The sequence below is a fragment of the Streptomyces sp. NPDC022552 genome (assembly GCF_055561875.1).
The window spans coordinates 1-22,199 of the sequence record NZ_JBVHGJ010000018.1 but is presented as its reverse complement, the minus strand read 5'-3'; the positions used below and the strand labels follow the sequence as shown (position 1 = coordinate 22,199).

20 protein-coding genes and 1 pseudogene are annotated in these 22,199 nt (G+C 70.0%); 16 read left to right on the top strand and 5 right to left on the bottom strand.

Annotation, left to right across the window (positions count from 1 at the left end):
* Nucleotides 1-198 precede the first annotated feature (198 nt).
* From ACZ3OF_RS32520 to ACZ3OF_RS32490, 7 genes are all read left to right on the top strand, one after another.
* The gene (locus tag ACZ3OF_RS32520; RefSeq protein WP_361679312.1) at nt 199-693 is read left to right on the top strand and encodes an HIT family protein; all 495 of its coding nucleotides are present in this window, start codon (nt 199-201) and stop codon (nt 691-693) included.
* A gap of 286 nt (nt 694-979) precedes the next feature.
* Entirely contained in the window at nt 980-1,669 is a 690-nt protein-coding gene (locus tag ACZ3OF_RS32515; protein WP_467308376.1) for a hypothetical protein, read from the top strand.
* Between the two features lie 249 nt (nt 1,670-1,918).
* A complete protein-coding gene (locus ACZ3OF_RS32510; RefSeq protein WP_361679317.1) occupies nt 1,919-2,239 on the top strand; it encodes a hypothetical protein in 321 nt (106 codons plus the stop codon).
* 390 nt (nt 2,240-2,629) lie between these two features.
* Entirely contained in the window at nt 2,630-3,361 is a 732-nt protein-coding gene (locus tag ACZ3OF_RS32505; protein WP_361679320.1) for a FadR/GntR family transcriptional regulator, read from the top strand.
* On the top strand, nt 3,348-4,097 hold the full coding sequence (locus ACZ3OF_RS32500; RefSeq protein WP_361679323.1) for a sterol desaturase family protein: 750 nt from the start codon (nt 3,348-3,350) through the stop codon (nt 4,095-4,097). The genes ACZ3OF_RS32505 and ACZ3OF_RS32500 overlap by 14 nt, the downstream gene beginning before the upstream one ends.
* Before the next feature lie 395 nt (nt 4,098-4,492).
* A complete protein-coding gene (locus tag ACZ3OF_RS32495; protein WP_467308372.1) occupies nt 4,493-5,767 on the top strand; it encodes a geranylgeranyl reductase family protein in 1,275 nt (424 codons plus the stop codon).
* 276 nt (nt 5,768-6,043) lie between these two features.
* A complete protein-coding gene (locus ACZ3OF_RS32490; RefSeq protein WP_467308370.1) occupies nt 6,044-7,216 on the top strand; it encodes a hypothetical protein in 1,173 nt (390 codons plus the stop codon).
* A gap of 377 nt (nt 7,217-7,593) precedes the next feature.
* Here the strand turns inward: ACZ3OF_RS32490 and ACZ3OF_RS32485 are convergent, their stop codons facing one another.
* Nucleotides 7,594-8,622, bottom strand: coding sequence for a hypothetical protein (locus ACZ3OF_RS32485; protein ID WP_467308368.1), 1,029 nt, complete (start codon nt 8,620-8,622; stop codon nt 7,594-7,596).
* Nucleotides 8,623-9,003: 381 nt separating this feature from the next.
* Nucleotides 9,004-9,432, bottom strand: coding sequence for a DUF1707 SHOCT-like domain-containing protein (locus tag ACZ3OF_RS32480; RefSeq protein WP_361679334.1), 429 nt, complete (start codon nt 9,430-9,432; stop codon nt 9,004-9,006).
* Nucleotides 9,433-9,488: 56 nt separating this feature from the next.
* Between ACZ3OF_RS32480 and ACZ3OF_RS32475 the strand changes: the two genes are divergently transcribed.
* The 3 genes and pseudogenes from ACZ3OF_RS32475 to ACZ3OF_RS32465 form a co-directional block, all read left to right on the top strand.
* Nucleotides 9,489-10,070, top strand: a complete 582-nt coding sequence (locus tag ACZ3OF_RS32475; RefSeq protein WP_467308365.1) for a TetR/AcrR family transcriptional regulator — start codon at nt 9,489-9,491, stop codon at nt 10,068-10,070.
* 793 nt (nt 10,071-10,863) lie between these two features.
* Entirely contained in the window at nt 10,864-11,331 is a 468-nt protein-coding gene (locus ACZ3OF_RS32470; RefSeq protein WP_467308363.1) for a GNAT family N-acetyltransferase, read from the top strand.
* Between the two features lie 36 nt (nt 11,332-11,367).
* Nucleotides 11,368-11,565: pseudogene (locus ACZ3OF_RS32465) on the top strand (hypothetical protein); the annotation flags it as partial.
* A gap of 217 nt (nt 11,566-11,782) precedes the next feature.
* On the opposite strand, the gene ACZ3OF_RS32460 reads toward ACZ3OF_RS32465, so the two are convergent.
* Entirely contained in the window at nt 11,783-12,718 is a 936-nt protein-coding gene (locus ACZ3OF_RS32460) for a squalene/phytoene synthase family protein (RefSeq protein ID WP_467308362.1), read from the bottom strand.
* A 1,859-nt stretch (nt 12,719-14,577) separates the two neighbouring features.
* Between ACZ3OF_RS32460 and ACZ3OF_RS32455 the strand changes: the two genes are divergently transcribed.
* The 3 genes from ACZ3OF_RS32455 to ACZ3OF_RS32445 all read left to right on the top strand — a co-directional run bounded on the left by ACZ3OF_RS32455 (nt 14,578) and on the right by ACZ3OF_RS32445 (nt 18,243).
* Nucleotides 14,578-16,020, top strand: a complete 1,443-nt coding sequence (locus ACZ3OF_RS32455) for a DNA primase family protein (protein ID WP_361679382.1) — start codon at nt 14,578-14,580, stop codon at nt 16,018-16,020.
* The gene (locus ACZ3OF_RS32450) at nt 16,017-16,385 is read left to right on the top strand and encodes a DUF6009 family protein (RefSeq protein WP_361679352.1); all 369 of its coding nucleotides are present in this window, start codon (nt 16,017-16,019) and stop codon (nt 16,383-16,385) included. The genes ACZ3OF_RS32455 and ACZ3OF_RS32450 overlap by 4 nt, the downstream gene beginning before the upstream one ends.
* A gap of 283 nt (nt 16,386-16,668) precedes the next feature.
* The gene (locus ACZ3OF_RS32445) at nt 16,669-18,243 is read left to right on the top strand and encodes an FAD-dependent monooxygenase (protein ID WP_467308359.1); all 1,575 of its coding nucleotides are present in this window, start codon (nt 16,669-16,671) and stop codon (nt 18,241-18,243) included.
* Nucleotides 18,244-18,346: 103 nt separating this feature from the next.
* On the opposite strand, the gene ACZ3OF_RS32440 is transcribed toward ACZ3OF_RS32445, so the two are convergent.
* Nucleotides 18,347-19,015, bottom strand: a complete 669-nt coding sequence (locus ACZ3OF_RS32440; protein ID WP_361679357.1) for a ScbR family autoregulator-binding transcription factor — start codon at nt 19,013-19,015, stop codon at nt 18,347-18,349.
* A gap of 145 nt (nt 19,016-19,160) precedes the next feature.
* Between ACZ3OF_RS32440 and ACZ3OF_RS32435 the strand changes: the two genes are divergently transcribed.
* Complete coding sequence (locus ACZ3OF_RS32435; protein ID WP_467308357.1) at nt 19,161-20,144, top strand: NAD(P)H-binding protein; 984 nt, start codon at nt 19,161-19,163, stop codon at nt 20,142-20,144.
* A gap of 91 nt (nt 20,145-20,235) precedes the next feature.
* Here ACZ3OF_RS32435 and ACZ3OF_RS32430 read toward each other — a convergent pair whose 3' ends face one another.
* The gene (locus ACZ3OF_RS32430; protein WP_361679364.1) at nt 20,236-21,252 is read right to left on the bottom strand and encodes a ScbA/BarX family gamma-butyrolactone biosynthesis protein; all 1,017 of its coding nucleotides are present in this window, start codon (nt 21,250-21,252) and stop codon (nt 20,236-20,238) included.
* 336 nt (nt 21,253-21,588) lie between these two features.
* Here ACZ3OF_RS32430 and ACZ3OF_RS32425 point away from each other — a divergent pair, with 336 nt between their 5' ends.
* Both ACZ3OF_RS32425 and ACZ3OF_RS32420 read left to right on the top strand, forming a co-directional pair.
* Nucleotides 21,589-21,780: an acyl-CoA carboxylase epsilon subunit gene (locus ACZ3OF_RS32425; protein WP_361679367.1), complete on the top strand. Its 192-nt coding sequence runs from the start codon at nt 21,589-21,591 to the stop codon at nt 21,778-21,780.
* Between the two features lie 123 nt (nt 21,781-21,903).
* On the top strand, nt 21,904-22,199 hold a 296-nt coding region (locus tag ACZ3OF_RS32420), incomplete at its 3' end, for a carboxyl transferase domain-containing protein (protein ID WP_467308354.1).

The following is a 22,199-nucleotide window of genomic DNA, read 5'->3' as shown; positions in this document are numbered from 1 at the left end:
GCGTGCAGTACGCCCACCGCGGAAGCAGTTCCCAGAGCAAGGCAGCTGGACCCGGCAGGTGCGGCCGGGTCGCCCTCGGGCCCGGATCCGATGATTCCCGCGACCACGAGCTGAGCGTCGGGCACACCTGCCCGAGCCGCACCGCTCCATCGGTAGGAGAGCCCAGACCCGTGCCCGCCCGCCCAAGGAGGCATCTTCATGAGCCCAGCGGACAGAAGGCCGATGGACCTTGCCGCGTACGACGAACGGGTTCGGCGCGGCCCCTGCTTTGTATGCGCCATTCTCGACGGCCACCCGGACTACGCACACGAGCTGGTCTACGAAGACGCCGACCACGTCGCGTTCCTGGACCGGTGGCCCACCTTGCCGGGCAAGGTGCTGGTCGCCCCCAGACAGCATGTCGAGGACGTCGTCAGCGGCTTCACGGCAGACGCCTACACCGGCATGATGCTCGTCGTGCGCAAGGTCGCCCTGGCCGTGGAAACCGTCCTCGCCCCGGAACGCGTCTACCTGCTGTCCCTCGGCGCGAAGGAGGGAAACGCCCACGTGCACTGGCACATCGCAGGCCTTCCGCCCGGAGTCCCCTACGAGCAACAGCAGTTCCACAGCCTCATGTCCGAGAACGGTGTACTGAGCCTCCCGCCCGCACAGTGCGCGCAGATCGCGTCCCGGCTCCGTGAAGCCCTCACCTGACCCAAGGCAGCTGCGGTGAGGGCTCTTCGCGAGCCTGGGCTCGACTCCCTCTGCGGCGACCGACCGACCGGCATGGCCCGATAGCGGCCCCCTCGCATGAGGAGGGGAGGCGCGGCGCATGGGGGCTCCGTCGGAAGGGCATCACGGCTGGGTGAAAACAACGGGGTACGGGCGGAGTCGGTATGACGGGCGGCTGCCCGGCTGGTTACGAGGACTGGTCGTCCTCGCGGCCGGATGGGGAGTCCTCTTCTGCGGTCAGCAGGTCGCCGAAGGGTACGGGGAGACGATGGTGTACCGCGACGCGCCGGTCTGCGAGGTCGGGAGCCAGCAGGGGAGCGGGAGCGACGGTGAGGAGTGCGTGCGGCGCGAAGCGGGCACGGTGCTCGACCGCCGGACGGGCGAGCACTGCACCTCCAACGGCTCGAGCGGCGGCACGAGCGGGGGCATCACGACGATCGGCGGAGGCGGCGGGATGGCCACCGCCGGCGGCAGCATGGGCGGGGTGGCGACCGGTGGGGTATCCACCGGGGGCGGCGGAGGCGGTACGACGTGCACGAGGTACTACGACGTCGAGGTGGAGTGGCCCGACCGCACCGCCTGGTTGGCGGTGGGGTCGGAGACGTACGACGAGGTCAAGAAGGGGGATCGCGCCGAAGTCCGGTTATGGCGGGGTGAGGTCGTGGGGCTGGAGGTGCGCGGCCGTAACCATGCCTACGCACCCTCCTCCCAGAGCGGGGTCTGGTGGTGGCTCGCGCTGGGCTGCCTGATCCTGGCGGGGGGCGCGTGGGGAGTGGTGAGCGGACGGCTCTCGGCCCTCCTCGCCTTCCCCAACTTCGGCTGGCCTTTCGTGGCCGCGGGGGTCGCCTGGCTCGGTGCGATGGCGCTGTTCGGCGGACACCTTGTGATCTGGGGCTTCGCGATCGTGTGGACGGGGTTCGCGGTCTTCTGGATCGTGAGCGCCTGGCGGTTCGGGTGACGGCCCCGACCACTACCTTGCTTGAACCACCGCTCTACCCAACAGTCGCGACGTGCTGTGGAGTTGGGATGCGTGCGTCCCCACGCCGAGGCGATGGAGCAGGATCGGGACTCGCGTGCGGTCATCGACCAGTGCCTGGAGGGGGAGGTGACGCCGGGACCAGGCTGCCCACAACTTCCGCTTCGCAACCCGCTTCCATGCCCCGGCGTCCCTTCATGAAGGACGGCTGCCGATCAAGCGGGAGGGCACATGGCGAAGAAGGACCAGGCGACGGACGGGGCGAAGGAGAAGGACCGTGAGAAGTGGATGGCGCGTTTCCAGGTTCGGCTGGCCATGCAGCCGGGCGTGACCCGGGACGTCGTGCTCCAGGCCGTCAAGGACGTCACGGCGCACTGCGCGGAGACGGGGGAGCACCCGCGTACTGCCTTCGGCGACCCGGACGCCTGCGCCGTGCGCGCCGCCGCGCGGCTGGTGCCGGTGGAGCGGGCGGAGCGCGCGAGGCAGCGCAACGCTGGGGTCGACGCGCTCGACTCCGTGCTGAAGAAGGCCAGGGAGATCGCCGGTCTGTGACCGGCGCCGGCAAACCGCCGGCTCACACGATGCGGCAGACGAGCACAAGGCCCCGCCATCGGCGGGGCCTTGCCGCTGTCGCCCGGGCGCACGCATCTGCTTGCCACAGGTGACTGGTCACGGCCCGCAGAATCGCCAGAACAGGACCGGGGGCCGTGGCGGGATCTTCCCCGGGACCGGATGAGGGAGCAGGACCCGTCGCCGGCCATGCGTTCACCGACGAACCGCCCTCCCACTTCGCACCTGCAGGGGAGCGGTCCTGCCAACTCGGGCGAGGGTGAACGAGCAAGCACAGCACACCGGCTGACACAACGTGTGAAAAGCAGAGCACTTCAGATCGACTGGTCTGACCACTAGACCACCAGTCCACCGGGCTCGTAAGGTCTCCGCATGCCTCTGCAACCAGTCAACCGGCGCTCGGTTCCCGACGAAGTGTTCGACCAGCTCTTCGGGGAGCTCCTGAGCGGCAGCCTCGCCCCCGGCGAAAGCCTCCCCAGCGAGCGTCGCCTGGCGGAAGTCCTCGGCGTCTCACGTCCCGCCGTACGAGAAGCGCTGCAACGACTCGCGCATGCCGGTCTGGTGGAAGTCCGTCAGGGCGACGCCACCACCGTGCGGGACATCCGAAGAGCGGGCGGCCTGGATCTGCTCCCTCGCCTCCTGTTCGCCGGGGGCGAGATCGACCTGAAAGTCGCCCGCAGCATCCTGGAGGCGCGGCTTCACGTGGGCCCGAAGATCGCCGAACTGGCTGCACAACGCAGAGGACCGGCCCTCGCCGCCCCGCTGCAGGAAGCCGTCCGGGCGCTCGATGCCGACGCCGATCCCGTGAACAGGCAGCGGCACGCCCTGACCTTCTGGGAACACGTCACGGACGCGGCCGAGTCCGTCACCTTCCGCCTGATGTTCAACAGCCTCCGCGCCGCCTACGAGCCCGCCCTGGAGGCCTTGGCCCACGTCATGGCCGCGGAGGTGGACCGGACCGACGCCTACACCGCCCTGACCGACGCGATCGTCCAGGGCGACGCTGCCGCCGCCCGCACCCGTGCCGAGCAGCTGCTGCGCCCGGCGACCGAGGGCCTGATCGACGTCATCGACCAACTCGAGGAGAGCCATGAACCTGCGTAGAACGCTCATGCGGATACGGCCGTCCACCGACGAGGCCTCGGACCGGGCCGCCCAAGCCCGCGTTCGAGCGGACGAGAGGGCGCAGTCGGCGCCACGCCGGACCGACGTCACGCTGGGAAGCGTGTTCCGGGCGTTCTGGAACTACCCCTCACCCTGGATGATCAGCGCCACATTGGTGACCGTGCTTGCCTGCCGGATCGTCCTGGGGGACTGGCGCGCCGACGACGCCTACGCCCCGCTCGTCCTGATCCTGCTGTTCCCGCTCCTCGAATGGCTGATACACGTCTTCATACTGCACTGGCGTCCGCGCAAGGTCGCCGGCGTCGTCCTGGACACCCTCCTGGCGAGGAAACACCGCGAACACCATGTCGACCCACGCGACGTCCCTCTGGTCTTCATCCCCTGGAGAGCGCTCGTCTGGGTCATCGCCGGCTACAACACCGTGGCCCTCATCGCCTTCCCGCGCCTGGGCCAGGCCCTGACCTTCATGGTCACCGTGGCGGTGACCGGGCTCGTCTACGAGTGGACGCACTACCTGATCCACAGTGACTACCGGCCCCGGAGCAGGGCCTACAAAGCCATCTGGCGCAACCATCGGCTGCATCACTACAAGAACGAGCACTACTGGTTCACGGTCACCACGACGGCCAGCGCCGACCGGCTCCTGGGGACCTACCCCGACCCGGCCACGGTGAAGACGTCACCGACCGCCAAGAACCTCCACGGCTCGGTCTGACGCCCGCCCCTGTCGCCGCGCGCCTCTGGTCGCGCCGACGAGACTGAGGCAGCGGTGATCTGCACGTCCGCGGCCTCCGGCCCGGCCTTTCCGGCCGTGACTCACCGCGGTGGCTTCCGGTTACGACAGCCATGACGCCCACCCCGAGTGATGGCCGCCTAGGGACGCCTCGTCACGACGGCCTGGATCGCCATCTGGTCGACAGGACGCATCCAGGATTTCGTCGACGTAGGAGCGACGGCAGCGCGGAATCTCCAGGGCCCCCTTCGCAGCACTGCTGCGAAGTGACGGTGTGACGAGGCTTCGCGCGGAAGACGGGTGGTCGAAGTTGTCAGCCGTGGGTACAGATGGGAAGCCCTTGCGCCTCATGGCTCGTTGCAACAGAGGAAGGTTTCATGAGCTCATCCCCACAGCGCCATTCGGCGGATGTCATCGTTGTCGGCGCGGGTCCGGCCGGCTGTACCGCCGCTCACTACCTGGCGCTGGCAGGCCACGATGTCCTGCTGCTGGAGAAGGCCGTCTTCCCGCGGGACAAGATCTGTGGAGACGGCCTCACCCCGCGCGCCGTGAAGGAGCTCGTCGACCTGGGCCTCGGCATCGGCGGAGATGGCTGGATCAGAACGCGGGGCCTGCGGGTTCACGGCTCCGGCACGACTGTGGAGATGCCCTGGCCCGGTGAAGGGCCCTTCCCTGACTTCGGGCTCGTACGCAGCCGCATGGATCTCGATCACCTGCTCGCAACGAAGGCCGTGGCGAGCGGCGCGCTCCTGCTTGAAGGAACCAAGGTCACCGAGCCCCTCGTCGACCCCACGACCGGCCGTATCGGCGGCGTGATCGCTCAGCAGGACGGCACCACTCGCACCTACCGGGCGCCGTTGGTGGTCGCTGCCGACGGTGCGTCGAGCCGCTTGGCCGTTGCGCTCGGTCTCCAGCAACGCAAGGACCGACCCATGGGTGTGGCCGTGCGCCGCTACTACACGGCGCCGCACCATGACGAGGACCTGTTGGAGGCCTGGCTCGACCTGGAGACGCGCGACTCCCGTAATCGAACGTACATGCCGTTCGGATACGGGTGGGTCTTTCCCGTCGGCAGCGGCGCCTTCAACGTGGGCCTGGGCACCTTCCACATCGGACTCAAACCCAAGGTCGACCACCGACAGCTCTTCAGAGAGTGGACCGTGCGCCTTGCCTCCACCGGGCACTTCGACGAAGCCCACGCTCTCAGTCCACTGCGCGGAGCGCCTCTTCCCGCCGGCCTCAACCGCCGTCCGCTCTACACACGCGGTCTGCTTCTCACCGGTGATGCCGGCGGAATGATCAATCCCCTGAGCGGCGAAGGTATCGACTACGCGATGGAGTCCGGACGCCTGGCAGCCGAAGCGGTCACCCGGGCGTTCGCGCAACCCACCGCGCATGCACGCGAGGAAGCTCTGCTCGCATACCCCGAGATCATCCGCGATGCCTATGGCCGGTACTTCACCATCGGACGCCTCGTCGTCCACGCCCTCAGCCACCCGGCTGTCATGAAGCTCGTCGCCACCAAGGCCCTTCGCCGTCCCACCCTGCGACGCTTCATGTTCAAACTGTGGGTCAACCTCGCGGACCCGTACAGCAAGGACGCTCTCGATCGCGTCATCACTGTCCTTCAACGCGCCGTCCCCGCGGCCTGACGACCATGAACGACCCTGGCCGGTGCGCGCGTCACAGGGTGGGAGGTCGTAGGCGGCCGACGGCTGATGGTCGTCCGCATGCAGTGAGATGACGGGCCGCGGGCGGGTTCCCGTCGCTGTCGGCGACGCATCCTGTGGATCAGCACGGGAGCATGTCCATCATGACAGGTCAGCGGCGTTTTTCGTAGGACGGAACGCACAGTTCGCGAGCCTTGTCCGGTCCGCTCCCCGACTCCCAGAATCTCCTTCGTGAATCACCCGGAGAACAGGGGGAGCATGGGGAAGATCGATCACGACGCGGTGCTGCGGGCACGGGTGCTGCTGCTGGGTTCCGGCCGGCTGCGCCTGCTCGAAGAGGTCCACGCGTACCGGGTTCTTGCGGAGGTGAGCCCGAAGGCGTATCTGCCGAAGCTGGTAGACGCGCTCCTCTCGATGAGCTACCGCAGCCGGGACCCGGAGGTGGATCTGACGCTGGCTGCCGAAGCGGTCGAAGCCGCGAGGAGGATCGAGGCCGGGGCGCCGGCCCGGGCAGAACGGCTGTGCAGGGCCCTGGACGCCTACCAGAGGGCCTTGTTCGCTCTCGGACGCCGAGCCGAGGGGCACGCGGCCTGCGAGGAAATGGCCGAGGCCGGACAGAGTGGGCGGCTGGCGAACATCCTGGCCGAGGAGGGACGGTTCCGGGAGGCCGCGGAGCTCAACGAGAAGGCGGCCCGGAACGGCACACCGGAGCACTCCTTCTGGAGAATGGTCGAGTGGGCGGCGAACCTGGAGGGCGCAGGCCTGCACGACGCGGCATCGGCCGTCTTCGTCGAGCTCCTTGACGAGACCCGGCGCGAGGCCGTCGGGCAGCGCACGGCGCTGGCCATCCTCACCTGGGAGCTGGTGCACCTCGCCCGGATGCGCGAGGCCGCCGGGCACGGGGCGGACGCCGCGGCCGCTCGGCGGGAGGCCCTGACCGTCCTGGAGGAGCTGGCGACGACGGGCGAGCCGAAGAACTGGAGCTGCATCCTCGGGTGGTGGGTCACCCTGTTCGTCCTGTCGGGGCGGGTCGACGAACCGGCTGCGAGCGCCGAGTCCCCGATGCCGCCGTTCGGCACCGACCTCGGATGGTCGAGCGACACGCGGAAGGCGTTTCTCGGCAGCCTGCCGGCGCTCGAAACGGAGGCGGTGCGACTGAGGGGGGCCGGCCGACAGCCCGAACTGGTGGACGTCCAGCGCAGAATCAGCATCCGCGCGGCCCTCCGCGAAGGCAACCGCCCCTATCGGTTCGGGGAGCGGTTCAGGCCGTACTTCGACGAAGGCGTGGCGCTCGCCCGCCGCCTGCCCGACGACCCTGCGCGCCTCGCCCGAGCCTTGACGGACCGATCGATGTTCCTCGTCGCCGCCCGTACCTTCGAGCCCGCGTACGCCGACTTCGCCGAGGCCGTCGCCCTCCTCGACGCGCGGTAGTCCCGTTACGTGCCGGGTGCCGTCGCAGTCCGTGGCCTGGCCAAGGGGTGTTCCGTAACTGCCAGGAGTCGTGAGAGTCGGGCTCGGACTCCCCGTGCCCTGCTGCTGCGCCCCAGCTACGGATGCGCAGGTCGGGACGGGCACGGGCGGATGGGAGTGTGCTTTCAGTAGTTTCGCTCAGCCCGGCGAAAACGGAGGCCCGGGGTCCCGGGCAGCGGTGCCCGGTCCAGGCCAGCCATGCCTGGACCGGGTCACGCCCTCTCCTCGGGGAAGGCGTAGGAACCACTGGGGGTGCGTGGCCGGGCTTCGCCGCGCCCGTTCGCTCCGTCTCCATCGGACCGCCCTCACGGGCGGCGCCGGATCTCCCACTAGGGCCTCTACCGGTCAGGCCTGCGGAAGATGGCGAGCGTCTTCGTGAAGGCTTTCAGCGGTGACGTGTCCTGCTCGGCCGTAGCCGGTGCGGGTGTCACGGGTGTGTGGTTGCCGCCGGTGGCTTCGGCGAGCGCGGCGAGTGCCGACTCGGCCGCCTCACGGTAAAGGTCGGAGGATGCCGTCATGGCCTTGAGTGCATCGGCGTACCAGGTGACCATGGCCCGCGCGTGGACGAGTTCCTCATCGGGCGTGAGCAGATGCCAGCCCCGGCGCAGTCGTGTCAGGACTTGTTCGGCATCGGCCGGCAGCGGTTGTGGCAGTGACGCGAACTCCACGATCTTTTGCAGGAGTTCGGTCGGCTCGGTGCCGTCGAGGAAGACGTCGCCCACGGTGAAGCGCTCCGCGTCGTAGCCGAGGGGCTGCGGTGTGGGGGGCAGGACGACGGCCCCGCCGCGCGGCAGCCCCACGCCCAGCTCACGCTTCATCGCGAAGTCGGCGATCAGCGCCTGCTCCGGCGTGGCCCGGTGCTCGACCACCCGGTGCTTGAGGCTCGGTGGCAAGAAAGCCGTGACCGGCCGCCGCCCCAGCGCGTCCGGCGTCATCGCTTCGTGCACCACGACATGGATGAACCAGCTCTGCCGGGTGCAGTCTCGCAGCAGGCGCCGCAACTCGCCGTCGTCTTTGGGCAGGTAGTTGGCCGTCCGCAGTCGCCCGCCCGGCACCGGGTCGTGATCCCAGGCGACCTGGTCGCTGTCGGGCCAGAACACGGTAGCGGGTGAGGGCCAGCTCGCTACCCACTCCCGCTCCGCCTCGGCGGCCAGCACCCAGGCGACCTCGCTCTCGTTGTCGCTGCGGCGGGACTCAGGCTCGTAGGTGGTCAGTTGAGCACGCACCGTGACGTTGCCGGGTACGCGCCAGCGCGCTTCGAACAGGCGGCGGGCCGAGGGGCCGGGGTCGGCGGACTCGTCCCGGGGGAACAGATCCGTCGAGCGGGCCGCCTCGACGGGGTCGAGGTCGAGGAAGTCGTCGATCACTCTGGCCGCCTTGAGGGCGAGCAGGTTGCGTCGGACGTCACGCTCGGCCTCGGGCCCGAGGTGACGCCCACGTCCGAGCCATGCGGTACGGGGGACAGTGGTCGATGAAGAGCTGCTCTTGGCCATGGAACCGTCCAGTGGGTGATCGGGGCTCGACCAGTATGGTCCGCGGCCTGAGCGGCTGAGTCCACCAGTCCGTACCGCCGGCGACGCGCGCTGTCCTCTCCGCGCGAGAGGGGATGATCCGAACTTCGAGCCCTCGGTCTTCACGCGGCCGAAGTCCTCTCCGCGCGAGCGGAGGTCAGGAGCGTGGCTGGGGCCGGCGGGCGCGGGGTCTCCGCACCAGGACCACTCACCACCGGCGGTACCCGCTCGGCGCGGTCAGTTCCTGCCGTCCTCGTCGCCGTGGCGGGGCCAGATCGCCACGGCGACGAGGACGGCCGCCCACACCCCCAGCGGGGTGACCGGCCAGTAGTAAGTCAGCTCCCCCTTCTGCAGGGAGCGCACGCCCCAGATCGCGGACATGAGCACCAGACCGCCGAGCCAGTACCGCCACTCCGCGAGCCACTCCGCCATGTCCTTGCGGTCCCGTTCGGCCCGGGTCGGTGTGGGGGCCGGCAGATCGGCGGTGAGGGTGCCGAGGTCGTCGGCGGTGCGTGCCCGCAGGGCTGCCTGGACCCGGCTCGCGTGCTCCTGCGCGTCGAGCCGGCCTTCGGTCAGCGCCTCGGCCAGGATGCCGAGGGCCCGATCGCGGTCGGCGTCCGAGACCCGCACCGCGGGCGCGGAGGGTTTGCTGTGGTTGTCGTCCATCGTCTTCCCCCTTTGTCGTTAGAATACGACTGTATCTCAAAGAGGAAAGGTGGCCCATGCCGAAGACCGTCGACCGGCCCGAGCAACGCCGGCAGATCGGCGCCGCGCTGCTGCGGCTCGCCTCCGAGCGCGGTCTGGACCAGATCAGCGTGCGCACCGTGGCCGCGGCCAGCGGCCGGTCCGCCGGAGCGGTGCAGAAGTACTTCCGTTCCAAGGAGGAGATGCTGGTCTTCGCCGCCGAACTCGCCGGTGAGCGCATCGAGGAGCGCATGGCGCTCGTTGACACCGGCCTCCCGCTGCGCCAGGCGTTGCGCGAGCTGGTCCTCACCACGCTCCCGCTGGACGAGGAACGCCGCGCCGAAGCGGCCGCACAGCTCGCCTTCGCCGTGCAGGCGGCCCACCACCCCCGCCTCGCCTCGATCCGGCGCCAGGTCGACCACGACGTCAGGGATGTCCTCGCGACATGGCTCGACGGCGTCGGCTGCCCCGGCGCCGGAGCCACCGCCGACGCCGTCATCGCGCTCAGCGACGGGCTCGCGCTGCGGATGCTCTACACGCCCGCCGAACACGCTTCACTCCTCGACGCCCTCGACCGCGCACTCGACGTGCTGACACCGGACGTGCCGCCGTCGACGTGAACGGGACACGGGTGGCACGCCACGCCGACAAGCCACGGATGTTCCCTGGCCGGTGCGTCGGCGACCGCGCGGGGCATCCGAAACCCTGGTCGGCGACGAGCTCGCTGAATTCGGTCTCGCTCAGGCTGTCGCCGTTGTCGCTCGAGATCGCCACGGGCTCGTGCGCGGGTAGGGCCGGGAGCCAGTCCGGGAGCCCCCGGTACGGGTGGCTTTGTCCACGAGTTGTGGTTCTGGCTCAACTTCTGTGGACCTGTTGCGGAGCGTTACTCGTGGACGCCCCCGGTGGCGTCCACGAGTGAGCGATCGTGCAGGGTGTTTGCATGGCCCGTCGCGTAGAGAAGTACCTCGCCCATCTTGATCGGCTTTCCGGAGGAAGGGAGCCCCGGTTCTTCCCTGTCGAGTCGACCAAAGAGGGGCTGCGAGGCGTGACGGAGATCGTGTACGACGACCTGCCGGACGGGCTTCTCACGACGCTCACCTACGGCTTGTCGCTGGCCGAGCATCCGGACTGGCAGCACGGCTCGCCGGAACTCTGTCTCAGCGTGAACTCGTCTACCGACAGCACCGAGAGGTCTCGCGTACAGAGCCAACCGGGCGGCGCCACTCGCCGGAACACGAGTTCCGCGCCGCCCCTCGACACGTGGACTCGCCTGGCTCTACCACCCCCCAGTGGCGGGGCCTACGCACGCATCTTGTGTACCGGCCCTGAGTCAGCCGGAGCCATGGAACGTCCGTCTTGATTGGGTCCTACTCGTCTGACCTCGGGAGTTCCGCTCGGTCTAGGCTTCGGTACATGAAGATCATCGTGCGTTCAGCTGCCGAGACGGACCTGTCATCACTGCTCGCTCTCTACGGCGAGTTGAACCCTGACGACGCACCGCTGTCCCAGGAGTCAGCTGGTGCCATCTGGGCGGGTATCTTCGGGCAGCAAGGACGTACTGTGCTGGTGGCGGAGATTGACGGTGCCATTGTCGGCACCGCGGACTGCATGATCCTGCCGAACCTCACCCGCGGCGGTCGAGCCGTTCTCTTCGTGGAGAACGTCGTGGTTGCCGGCTCCTTCCAGCGGCGAGGCGTCGGGAAGCGGCTGATGGAGGCTGCTGTGCACCTGGGCGAATCGGCTGGTTGCTACAAGGTTCAGTTGCTGGCAGCCGACGACGAGTACGTCCACACGTTCTACGAATCCTGCGGCTTCAAGCCCTTGGCGCAAGGCTTCCGCCGCTACATCGAACAGGAACGGCTCAGCAGCACAGTGGCCTGACGGCCGGTCTTGCGTTGAGGTGATGGTCGTCGGCGGGCCGGCGACCGTGCAGTCCTGGCCGCGATTCTGTTCGTGGCAGCCTCGGGCTGCGCCTGGCGGCAGCTCCCGCCGCATCACGTTCCTTGGCTGAGGTTCGTGCTGTTGACCGGTCAGGTGGGAGTCAGTGTGGTGTGGGAGCCTCCGGGGCATGAGCTACGACCTGGCTGTCTGGGAAGGCGAGAGGTCGGCGGATGACAAGACCGCCGGCCGGGTCTTCAACGACCTGTACGACCGATGCATCGACGGTGAGGTGAAGGAACCTCCGTCCGAACGCATAGCGGCTTACGTGGCCGCGCTGCTTGAGCGGTGGTGCGATCTCACTCGGCTCCACTGGGCGAGCCGTCGGTGGACCGTGGGCCAGGCGGGGCCGAACACCGGCGGCAGTTGCCGCCAGGTGCATCGACGAGATCCGTCATGCACGACTCATCGAACGATCACGCCACGAGAAACCACGTCCAAGGAGCCTGGCCCGTGCTGCTGTCTCCCTCAGGAGGAGTAGGGCGGCTGCCGGCGCCGCGGGGCTGGAGGTCCGCGTGGCCAAGGACGGGCCTGTGCGGCGTACCGCGTCGAGGCGGAGGCGCTGGACGCCGACGAGGGCACGGATGAAGGGCCGGTACGACGGGTCCACCACACCCGCGAGGGGGCCAGTTGCCGCGAGGTCGGTGGCGGCCTTGTCCGTCTGCTCCTCGACGAGCCGGCCCAGCGCCGCGTCGGGCTGGGTGAGTTCCGCGCCGTGGCGTGCCACCGCGTCGGCGGGGACGCCCGGCCGGCCCGCGCGCACGTCCTCGGACAGGTCCTCCAGGAAGTCGATGCGCTGCATGGCGCGGATGAGCCGGTGGCAGCCGTCCGTGAACGCCGCCCGCGCCGACGCTTCCGCGGGTGTGAGGAGACAGGCCGTGAGCATCAGAGCGGGCAGGGAGTACTCCCGTACGTACTGCTCCAGTTCCTCGTCGTCCGCGATGGTCCGCCACGCGACCTCGCGTTCGCAGCCCCTCAGGAACTCGTCCACGTATGCGTGCACGTTCGGGTGACGTTCGGCGGTGCGCACCAGACATCGGAGCACGGCCAGTTCGGAGTCACCTTCGGCGAAGGCCTTCCGCACGAGACCGTCCCACTCCTCGAGCGCGGCTGACCGTTCGGTCGGCGCCCCGCGATCGATCCGGTCGTCGGTGTCGTGCATGAACGCGACGGCGGCCACGACGTGCGGCAGCAGCGCGGCGGGGAGCAGCAGCCGCGCGGCCGCGTACTCGGCCGTCGCGAACCTCCGCACGGCCCGGCGCTGCTCCGTGTAGTCCCGCCGTAGCCGCGGCTCCCTGATTCCGGCCCGGTCGAGGGACTGCTTCCACATGCCGATCTCCTGTCGTCGTCAGATGCGAGCCTACGGGCGCCGGGCCAGTATTCGGATGAGCCCCCGACATCCCGACTGTCTGACTCGATGCCCCGTCGCGGCCCCGAGCGGGCCGTCGCGCTGACTGGTGCAGGGGTGTGGTCCCCACGGCGACGAGCCGCTACGCGAGCTCCTGCGGCCGCTGTGGACAGTCTCGGTGTCTGCCGCACGCGACGCGGTCGCTGCCGATCGGGCCGTGCACGTCTCGGTCAGCCTCCGGCTACGGCCACGGAAGCGATGACGTCGTTCCGTGGGGCGCGTCACCGGGCGGGGGCGTGGTGCTGGGCCTCAGCGTGGCCCTGGCCGAAAGGCACGCTCTTGCCGCCGGCGTCGTCTTTCTTCGGCCAGCGCCCCACCGAGACCCAGCACCACGCCCCCGCCCTCCCCACCGTGGCTCCTTCGGAAGGCACGAGGTTCAGGAGCGCCGGGCTGAGATGCGACTTGGGTAGGGCGGAGAGCATGGCAGTGGGCATGGGCCCCGGGGGAGCCGTACGGGTGCGTTGGGGCGTGGGTGGGTGTCTTTCTGGGGGGCTGGGGCCAGTGGTGTCCCCCGGGGGGCGTGCCCGGTCCGCTGCGCTCCCCGGGCCGCGCGCTGCGCGCGCTCACGCCGCTGAGGGCTGATGCGGTCGTGTCCGGTCGCGGCCCTCCGCTGCGCTGCGGGCCGCTCTTGTTGGTCGTCCGGACCGGGCAGTCGCTCCGCGCCGGCCCTCGGCGCTGCGCGCCGCCGGACTTCGTGGCCGGGCGCTTCGCGCCCTCGCGTCTGCCGTCCGGTCCGGTGCCGTCGCTCCGCGACGTCCCCTCGTCGCTCCGCGACGCCGGACGGCGGTCCCCTGACGCTGCGCGTCTGGGGGCGGGGGACACCACTGGCCCCAGCCCCCCAGGGGGTACGGGTTGAATCTGTGGGGCCTCGACTCCATGTCCGTGCAGGGCTAGCAGGGTTGCGTCAACGGCACCGGTCGCCTGCGGACCGTCAGCCACTACGAGATCGAAGTGATCTCCGCCGGGCCACGTAGCGACCGGGGCTGCACCCACCACTCCCCGGAGTTCGCCAAGGCATTCGGCGTCATGTGAGTGCCAACTGTCCGGCCTGGCACAGCGACTGACCGGTCGTCGGCCGCTGAACCCTGGTGTGGGGAAAACCGCAGGTCAGAGCGGTAGATCAGGAGGTTCAGCGACCGAAGCGACTGAAGGTTCCTATCTGTGACGCACAGGCGCACGCAGGATGGTTTCTCATATTTCCACTCCGGGTCGCTTCGGTCGCTGTCCCGTCAGGTTGTCGCCCCTGACCTGGTCTTTTGTGCTGTTGAGGCGGAGCTACCGAGTGGGTTCCGGTCGCCGGTCCGGTACGTGCGTGGGTCGTTCACGTGCCGGCAGCTACCGAAGCGACGCACACTCGGAACCTGGCGAACGGTCCACGATGCGAACGCGGCACCTGGTTCGGGCGACGGCCAGGACCGGCCGTCTGAAGATTCTGACGGACCGGACGGTTTTTTTTCGTAGGGATCTACGCGGGGTGATCGAGTTTCGCTAGTGTGTACGCATCGGTACGGTCGCTTCGGTCGCTGATGGGGGATTCGCATGGCCGATGGGCTGCAGTTCTGGCGCGCCGATTCACGAGAGTCCGGGTGTGGTCCATTGGTCCTGCTCCGGGCACGACCGCATCCCCCGTTAGTGCCGCAGCGCCGAGCGACGCTGTACTTCAGGGGGTATGTGTGAGCATCGAACCCGGCGGCGGGCTGTTCGACGCTCGTGCCGTGGCCGCCCGGATCGTGGCGTACGCCGACCCCGTACCCACGCAATTCACGCCCCCCGTCCCGGACATGCGGTCCGCGACGGGCGAAGTCCCGCGGCAGGGCTCAGCTCCGGGCCCCGAGTACGCGACCGCGCCCGGCCTGCTGCCCGACACGCTCAGCGATCGCGGCAACGCCAAACTGTTCGTCAAGCTCTATGCCAACGACTACCGGCACGTGCCAGGCCTCGGCTGGTACCGGTGGGACTGCACCCGCTGGCAGGTCGACCAGGACGACACGGTGCTGTGGGCGGCCGGCGACCTCGCCGAGAACATCGCCACCACCGACCCGCGGGGCGTCTACACCGTCCAGGCCCTCCACCAGCACCGCCGCCGCGCGTTGAGCACTTCCGGCATGAACTCCATGCTCGTGCAGGCCAGATCGGCCCCAGGAATGGTCCTCAACGCGGCGCTGCTGGACGCCGATCCGTACGCCCTGTGCACCCCTGGCGGCATCGTCGATCTGCGGACGGGCGGGATCCGGCCCGGCTCGCCCGAGCGGGACTTCCACTCCCGCTCCACCACCGTCAGCCCCCGGCAGATGCCCACGCCCCGCTGGCTGCGCTTCCTCACCGACACGTTCGGCGAGTGCGACGAGGGCGCGGAGATGATCGACTTCCTCCACGTGCTGCTGGGCTACTCGATCACGGGAGACGTCGGTGGTCAGGTCATGCCGTTCCTGTTCGGTTCCGGCAGGAACGGCAAGTCGGTCCTGCTGGACGTCCTGCTCAAACTTCTCGGCGACTACGCCGACGCCGCCCCGCCGGGGTTCCTGATGGCCCGGCCCTACGAAGGGCATCCCACGGACCTCGCCGAGCTGCACGGCCGCCGTGTCATCGTCTGTTCCGAGGTGAAGCCGGGTGACCGCTTCGACGAGGCCCGGGTCAAACTGCTGACCGGCGGGGACCGGATCAAGGCGAGACGGATGCGCCAGGACTTCTTCAGCTTCGAGCCGACGCACAAGCTGTGGCTGCTGGGCAACCACCGGCCCGAGGTCGGCACGGGCGGCTTCGCCTTCTGGCGCCGGATACGCATGATCCCCTTCGCGCGGGTCGTCCCCGACGACCGCAAGATCGACAACCTGGCCGACCTTCTCGTCACCGAGGAGGGACCGGGCATCCTGAACTGGCTCATCGACGGCTCCCGCCGCTACCTCGCGGGCGGCAAGGACCTCACCGGGCCCGAGCGCGTCCGGGTGGCGACCACCGCCTACGCGGAGACCGAGGACCACACCGGACGCTTCCTCGCCGAGTCCTGTCGGCTCGAACCGGAGTTGCGGGCCGAACAGGCGCAGCTCTACCAGGAGTACAAGGTGTGGTGCCAGAATGAGGGCGCCTCCCCCTTGTCGTCCCGGTCGTTCGCCGCGCGGGTCCGGGAGGCGGTGGGCCTGGCGTCCCCGAAGGGGATGATTCTGTCCAACCAGCGGAAGTACTACCCGGGCATCGGGCTGCTCGCCCGTGAGGAGGACGCATGAGTGCCCTCATCGCAGAGGACGAGATCAGCTACGAGGTCGCCCTCGTGTGGCTCGAGAGCGTCGACGAACTCGACTACGTGCGGCAGAGCCTGGACCGGCTGCCGACCCGCAGGGGCAAGCCCGCCTACCATCGCGACGGCCGGATGATCGGCTATGCCCAGCTGGGCCCCGGGGCCAGGCCGTCCCACTCGTCGGGGACCTTCCGCCGCCGGGTCTTCTGGCTGCTGCCCCACGACCGCGACACCGACCCCGACGGCCTGTACGCGACCGGGGTGCCGGCCGAGGCCATCGATCCGCGCACCCTCGCTCCCGGCGTCAAGGGGAGCAAGACCGAGCGGTCCAAGGGGGGATACGCGGCAGGGTGACGTGCGCGGGCAGGATCTGCGTCAGGGGTCGCGCAGCGGCTTCTTCGGCGGGTGACCGGCTTGTTCCTCCCTTCCTCGCCTGCGGCCACGGCCGCGTTCAGAGGCCCGCTTGCCCGCTTCCCCGACGGGGAGGCGGGCCCTTTTCGTCGCTCCGCGGGTGACCGGAGCGGATGGTCAAGGACTTGCAAAGAACCGTCTGCCCGGTATATTTTCGTTCTGCGTAGATGAGCGAGCTGGACGGTGCCACGCCCAAGGGCGGGGGCCCTCCGAGGGGGGAATCGCCATGCATCCGCAGGCACATGTCCAGGTGCGGGCTCAAGTGGTGGTCGTCGGGGGCGGCCCGGTGGGGATGTTCCTCGCCTGTGAGCTGGCGGGGTACGGGGTGCGCACTCTGGTCGTCGAGACCGGGACCGCCGTGTCCGAGCGGCCCAGGGCGACCACCCTGCACGCCCGGGCGGTGCAGTGTCTGGCCCGGCGCGGTCATCTCGACGGGCTCGTGCGGGTCGACGGTTCCGGGGCGGGCGCGGCCGTCACGCACAGCCCCTTCCACTTCGCGGGCATCCCCGGTCTCGTCGTGTCGGCCCCGGCCGGCGAGCCCGAGCCCCTCCTCAAGTGCCCGCAGGAGCAGCTGGAACGGCGCTTCGAGCAGCGGGCCAGGGCCGTCGGCGCCCGGATCCTGCGCGGTCACCGGGCGACCGAGGTGCGGCGGGAGTCGGACGGTGTGCGCGTCACGGTGGAGGGGCCGGGCGGGCGTGTCGTGGAATGCGTGGCCGACTACGTCGTGGGGGCGGACGGCGCGCGGGGCATGGTCCGCGAGCAGGCCGGCATCGGCGCCCGTACGTATCCGGCGACCGTGTCCGCCATGGCGGGCGACGTCCGGCTGGCCGAGGCCGGCGCACTGCGGCCGGGGTGGCACCGGACGCCGCGCGGCTGGATCGTCGTCAAGGACGTTCCCGACGGCTCGGTGCGTCTGCGGACGCTCAACTGCACGGGTGCGCACCGCACGCGGCATCAGCCGCTCACGCTGGAGGAGTTGCGCCGCGAGGTCGGCTGGATCGCCGGCCGGGACATCGCGATGACCTCGCCCCGGTGGCTGGGGCGGTTCAGCGACTTCTCCCGGCTCGCGGACTCCTATCGGTCGGGGCGGATCCTGCTGGCCGGGGACGCGGCGCACGTGCACTTCCCGATCGGCGGTCAGGGGCTCAGTACAGGGCTGCTGGACGCCGTGGGGCTGGGGTGGAAGCTCGCGTACACGGTGCTCGGCAGCGCGGGGGAGGGGCTGCTCGACACGTACGACCAGGAGCGCAGGCCCGAGGCGCAACGGGTCATCGACCACACGCGGGCGCAGCTCGCCCTGATGCGGCCGGATCCGGAACTCGATCCGCTGCGGGCGCTGTTCGTCGAGCTGTTGGCCGAAGCAGGTGCCGGGGGAGCGGAGAGCACCTACCTCGGTTCGATGGTCAGTGCGCAGGGAACGGCTCTTCCGGCGCGCACGGCGGACGCCTCGCCCTGGGAAGGGAGGTTCCTGCGCAACGTGGGCCTGACGACGTCCGAGGGCCGGACCGATGTGATCGGGCTGCTGCGTGCCGGGCGTCCTCTGCTGTTGCGGCTCGGCGAGCGGGGCCGGGAGTACGGCGGACAGGGGGTGGGGCGGCGGTACGGGGTGGTGCGCGTGGTGGACGCCGAGCCCACGCCCGAACTGCCCTGTGACGCATTGCTCGTACGCCCCGACGGTTACATCGCCTGGGCGCCGGGCGGCGAAGGTCTCGTCCCTGCTCTGTCGGCCTACTTCGGCGAGGGCACCACCGCGCCCGGCGGCGGACATGCGGGGGCCGGGTGTGTTCGGCTCGCCGGCTGATCCGGCTGATCCGGCTGATCCGGCTGATCCGGCTGATCCGGCGGGTCAGATGGGTGCGACAGGTCCGGTGGGATCGTCGTGTCCGGCATGCCCGGCGGGAGCGTCAGCCGGCCGCTGCCTCGTGATCCTCGGCCATCAGCTCCCGCAGCTCGTCGGAGATCGCCTCGCCCCGACCCTCGGAGAAGTCCACGGACGCGAGCACGGAGGAGACCGCGATGCTGGGCAGCATGTGCCGCAGCAGGTGGGAGACCCGGCGCAACAGGTCCTGGTACTCGCACACGGCCTGGGACATGGCCTGGACGCCGGCGAAGGCGCCCACCATGGCGTCGGCGGTCTCTGCCGGAACGACGTTCGGGAGCAACTCGCCCTGGGCCTGAGCCTCTTCGAGCAGGTCTCGGACTATCCCGGCCCAGCGCGTGAACGGCCCGCTCCGGTCGAGACCGTGGGCCTGCTGGTCGAGCGAGAGCCGTACGCCCGCCCGGACCATCGGGTCGGTCTGCAGGCGGTAGGCGTGCAGCATGACCGTGTCGACGAGCTCCTGGATCTTGCAGGCGCGCGCGGGGATGGGCAGCGACTGGTCCTGCTCGTGCAGGACGCCTTGGGCCAGGTGCTCCTTGGACGGGAAGTGGAAGTACAGCGCTCCCTTGGTCACCCCGGCTGCGGTGAGGATCTCGCTGATCGTCGCCGCCTGGTAGCCGCGGCCCTCGAAGACCCTGGCAGCAGCCGAGAGGATCGTCTTCCGGGTCTGGATCGCCCGCTCCTGCTTCACCACGCCGGCCTCCTTCAGTCAGTGAGCCCGGAGACCCAACAAAAAAACCGCCCAGTTCGTATCTTACAAGGTGCTGCCGACCGCAGCCCGGGCCCTGCCGAATCGGGGGGCCGGCACAAGACACTCACCGTGAGAAGGGGGACGACCGATGATCCTAGTGACCGGTGCGACGGGAACCGTGGGGCGGGAGGTCGTTCGGCTTCTTTCCGCAGGCCCGGGGCCTCTGCCGGGCGTTCGGGTCATGACGCGCGATCCCGCGCGTCTGGCGGGTGCCTGCCGCACGGCGGAGCCGGTGGCCGCGGACTACCGCGATCCGGCGTCGCTGGCGCGTGCGTCGGCGGGGGTGCGGACGGCGTTCCTCGTCACGACCGGTGTCGGCGGTGACGACGACGCCGTGTTCCTCCGCGCGGCGCGCGCGGCAGGTGTGCGGCGGGTGGTGAAGCTCTCCGCGGCGGCCGTCCTCGACCCGGGCGCCGACGACGCCATCACCCGGTGGCAACGCGCCTCCGAGGAGCTGCTGCGCGGATCCGGCATGGAGTGGACGCTGCTCCGGCCGCGCTCGTTCATGTCCAACGCCCTGTCCTGGGCGGCCTCCGTCCGCTCCGAGCGCGTCGTACGCACGCTGTACGGGACGTCGTCCAACGCCTGCGTGGATCCCCGGGACATCGCCGAGGTCGCCGTACGAGTCCTGACCGATGACGAGCACGCGGGGCAGGCGTACACCTTGACCGGGCCGTCGGCGATCAGCGCGGTCGAGCAGACCGAGCAGCTCGGGCGGACGCTGGGGGTTCCGCTCCGGCTGGAGGAGCTGACCCGGGATCAGGCCCGCGCTCTCTGGGGCCGGCGCTATCCGGCCGCGGTCGTCGAGGCGCTCCTGGCGAGTGCGGACCGGCAGCGGGCGGGGGCCAAGGCCGAGGTCGACGCAACGGTCGGCACGCTGACGGGGAGGGCGGCGGGGTCCTTCGAGTCGTGGGCCCGGGACCACCGGGAGGCTTTCGGGGCGGCCCCCGCCCAGGAGTCGGGTGCGGGCCCCGCTGCGGATGCCGGTCCGGCTGCCGGCTCGGCTGCGGGCTCGGGTGCGCAGGTGGGCTCGCGTGCCGATGCGGGATCGTCGCTGGGGGCCCGGGGCTGACACGGTGGCGGCCTCCTGGGCGGCGGTGGCCGTCCAGGAGGCCGATGCGTGGTGGGGTGGTGGGACGGGGGTATGGGGCCTGCCGGGAGGGTCACATGGTGCGCGGGGCGGCCGCGGTGACGGTGGCGCGGAAGACGAGTTCGCCCTCCTGATGCGCGGTCACCAGGACGGACTCCTCGCGGTCCGTGCCGCTGCCGGGAAGGCGGCGAGCCTCGATCACGCAGGAGGCGTCCAGTTCCGCGTAGCGTGCGAAGGTGCTGGTGACACGGAGGGGGAGGGCGGGGGATCCGAGGGTCGCGGCCGTGGCCTGGCGGGCTGCTTCGAGCAGCATCATGCCCGGCACGTGGTCGACGGGGTGCTCGAAGAGCACGGGGTGTCGGGTGTCCACTCTGAGCTGCCACCGGCCCTGCTCGCCGGTGGGAGAGAGGACGACATCCATGGGGGAGACCCGGCCGACGGTCTGCGGCGCCGTCGGGGCGGTGAGCGGGGGTTGGGGGCGGCCCCTGCCCAGCCGCTCGGCGCGCAGGCGCTGGTAGACCCGGGGCGAGGTACACGTGAAGGCGGCGCCCCCGGTCGCGGCGATGTGGCCGTCTCTGCGGATCACCGCCTCGTATCTCAATCCCGACAGGTTGGCGCCCCGCCGTTTGATGTCGCTGCAGGCGATCTCGATGTCGAGCGTGGCGGGAGTGGACTCGACGCGGAGGTGCTCCGGGTGTACCGCGAAATCGAGTTCCCACATGAGGAAGTTGTAGCCGAGGGGGACGCCGAACTCGGCGTGCGAGATGAGGCTGCCTGCCTGGCGGATCGTCTCGGCCGCTATGAGGGGGTCGTGGCATCCCTCGACGGTGGTGAAGAAGCTGTGCCCGCGCGGCCATTGGGCGGCGACGGTGAAGTGGCTGTCGTCCGTGCGTGCCCAGTCGGTGAGCATGACCTCCGCGACGCTGGCGCGGTGGACGAACTCCTTGGGGACGGTGGTCGTCAGGGTCGGGTGGCGGAGGACACCGTGCCATGTCGGCGGCGCTGTCGTGTCCTTCGTCGTTGCGGACGTGTCAGCCGTGTCAGCCGTGTCGGCGGTCGCGTGATGGCTTCGGAACGTGCTCGTAGACATGGGGTCCCCCTGAGCCGCGTTGTGTTGAACGTGATTGACGTTCCCTCGGCTAAATAAGCTACATACCATCCGGTTTAGTTTCTAGCGGAACAAGGCACTCCGCCCGCAAAGATGTGCGAGTACCTCGCCGTGTCCCTCACCCTCCTCCGACCTGCGGCTCTGTCCCCGGCGCGATGGTCGCGGGAGCCGGAAACAGTCGCCTTCTCGGGAGAATCCGGGTCCGACCGTGCGGTGACCGGCGCATGGTGCGCCGAAACTCCAGCGGTTCCGGAGTGATTCTCGAGCAGCCTGACCGATCATTTCCCAAAGCCCAGGGAAAAAGGGGGAATCGGCTGGATGGAAAGTCGGGAGGCGGTGTTCCGGGTGGAGCGCGGCCGGGCTGACGACGAGGAGCTCGCGGCGATCGCCGCGGTGCTGCTCGCCCTGCACCGAGACCGTGAACCGGTGGAGTGCGAGGGGCCGGCGGAGGCCGGTTCCGACTGGTGGAGGCGGCGGGATGCCTACAGGGCACCCGCCAGCTGGCGCTGAGCAGGGGTGTGGAGACACCCCTCTCTACAAACCGCGCGTGCGGTTTGCTAATGTGTGCTGTATGGACCCGGGGCGGACCCCCTCGGCCTTGTCCCCTCGTCCCTAGTCCCAAGAAGGGCTGACATGGCGATGACGACTGCCGCGGCACTCACCGAGCCGGGGCCGACCGACCTGCGCGGACGCGTGGCGGAACTGCACGGGATCCGCGCCCAGGCGCTGGCCGGCCCCAGCGAGAAGGCGACGCGGGCGCAGCACGGGAAGGGCAAGCTGACGGCGCGTGAGCGCATCGAACTGCTCGTCGATCCCGGGTCGTTCCGTGAGGTGGAGCAGCTGCGCCGGCACCGGGCCACCGGCTTCGGCCTGGAGGCCAAGAAGCCGTACACCGACGGTGTCATCACCGGCTGGGGCACGGTCGAGGG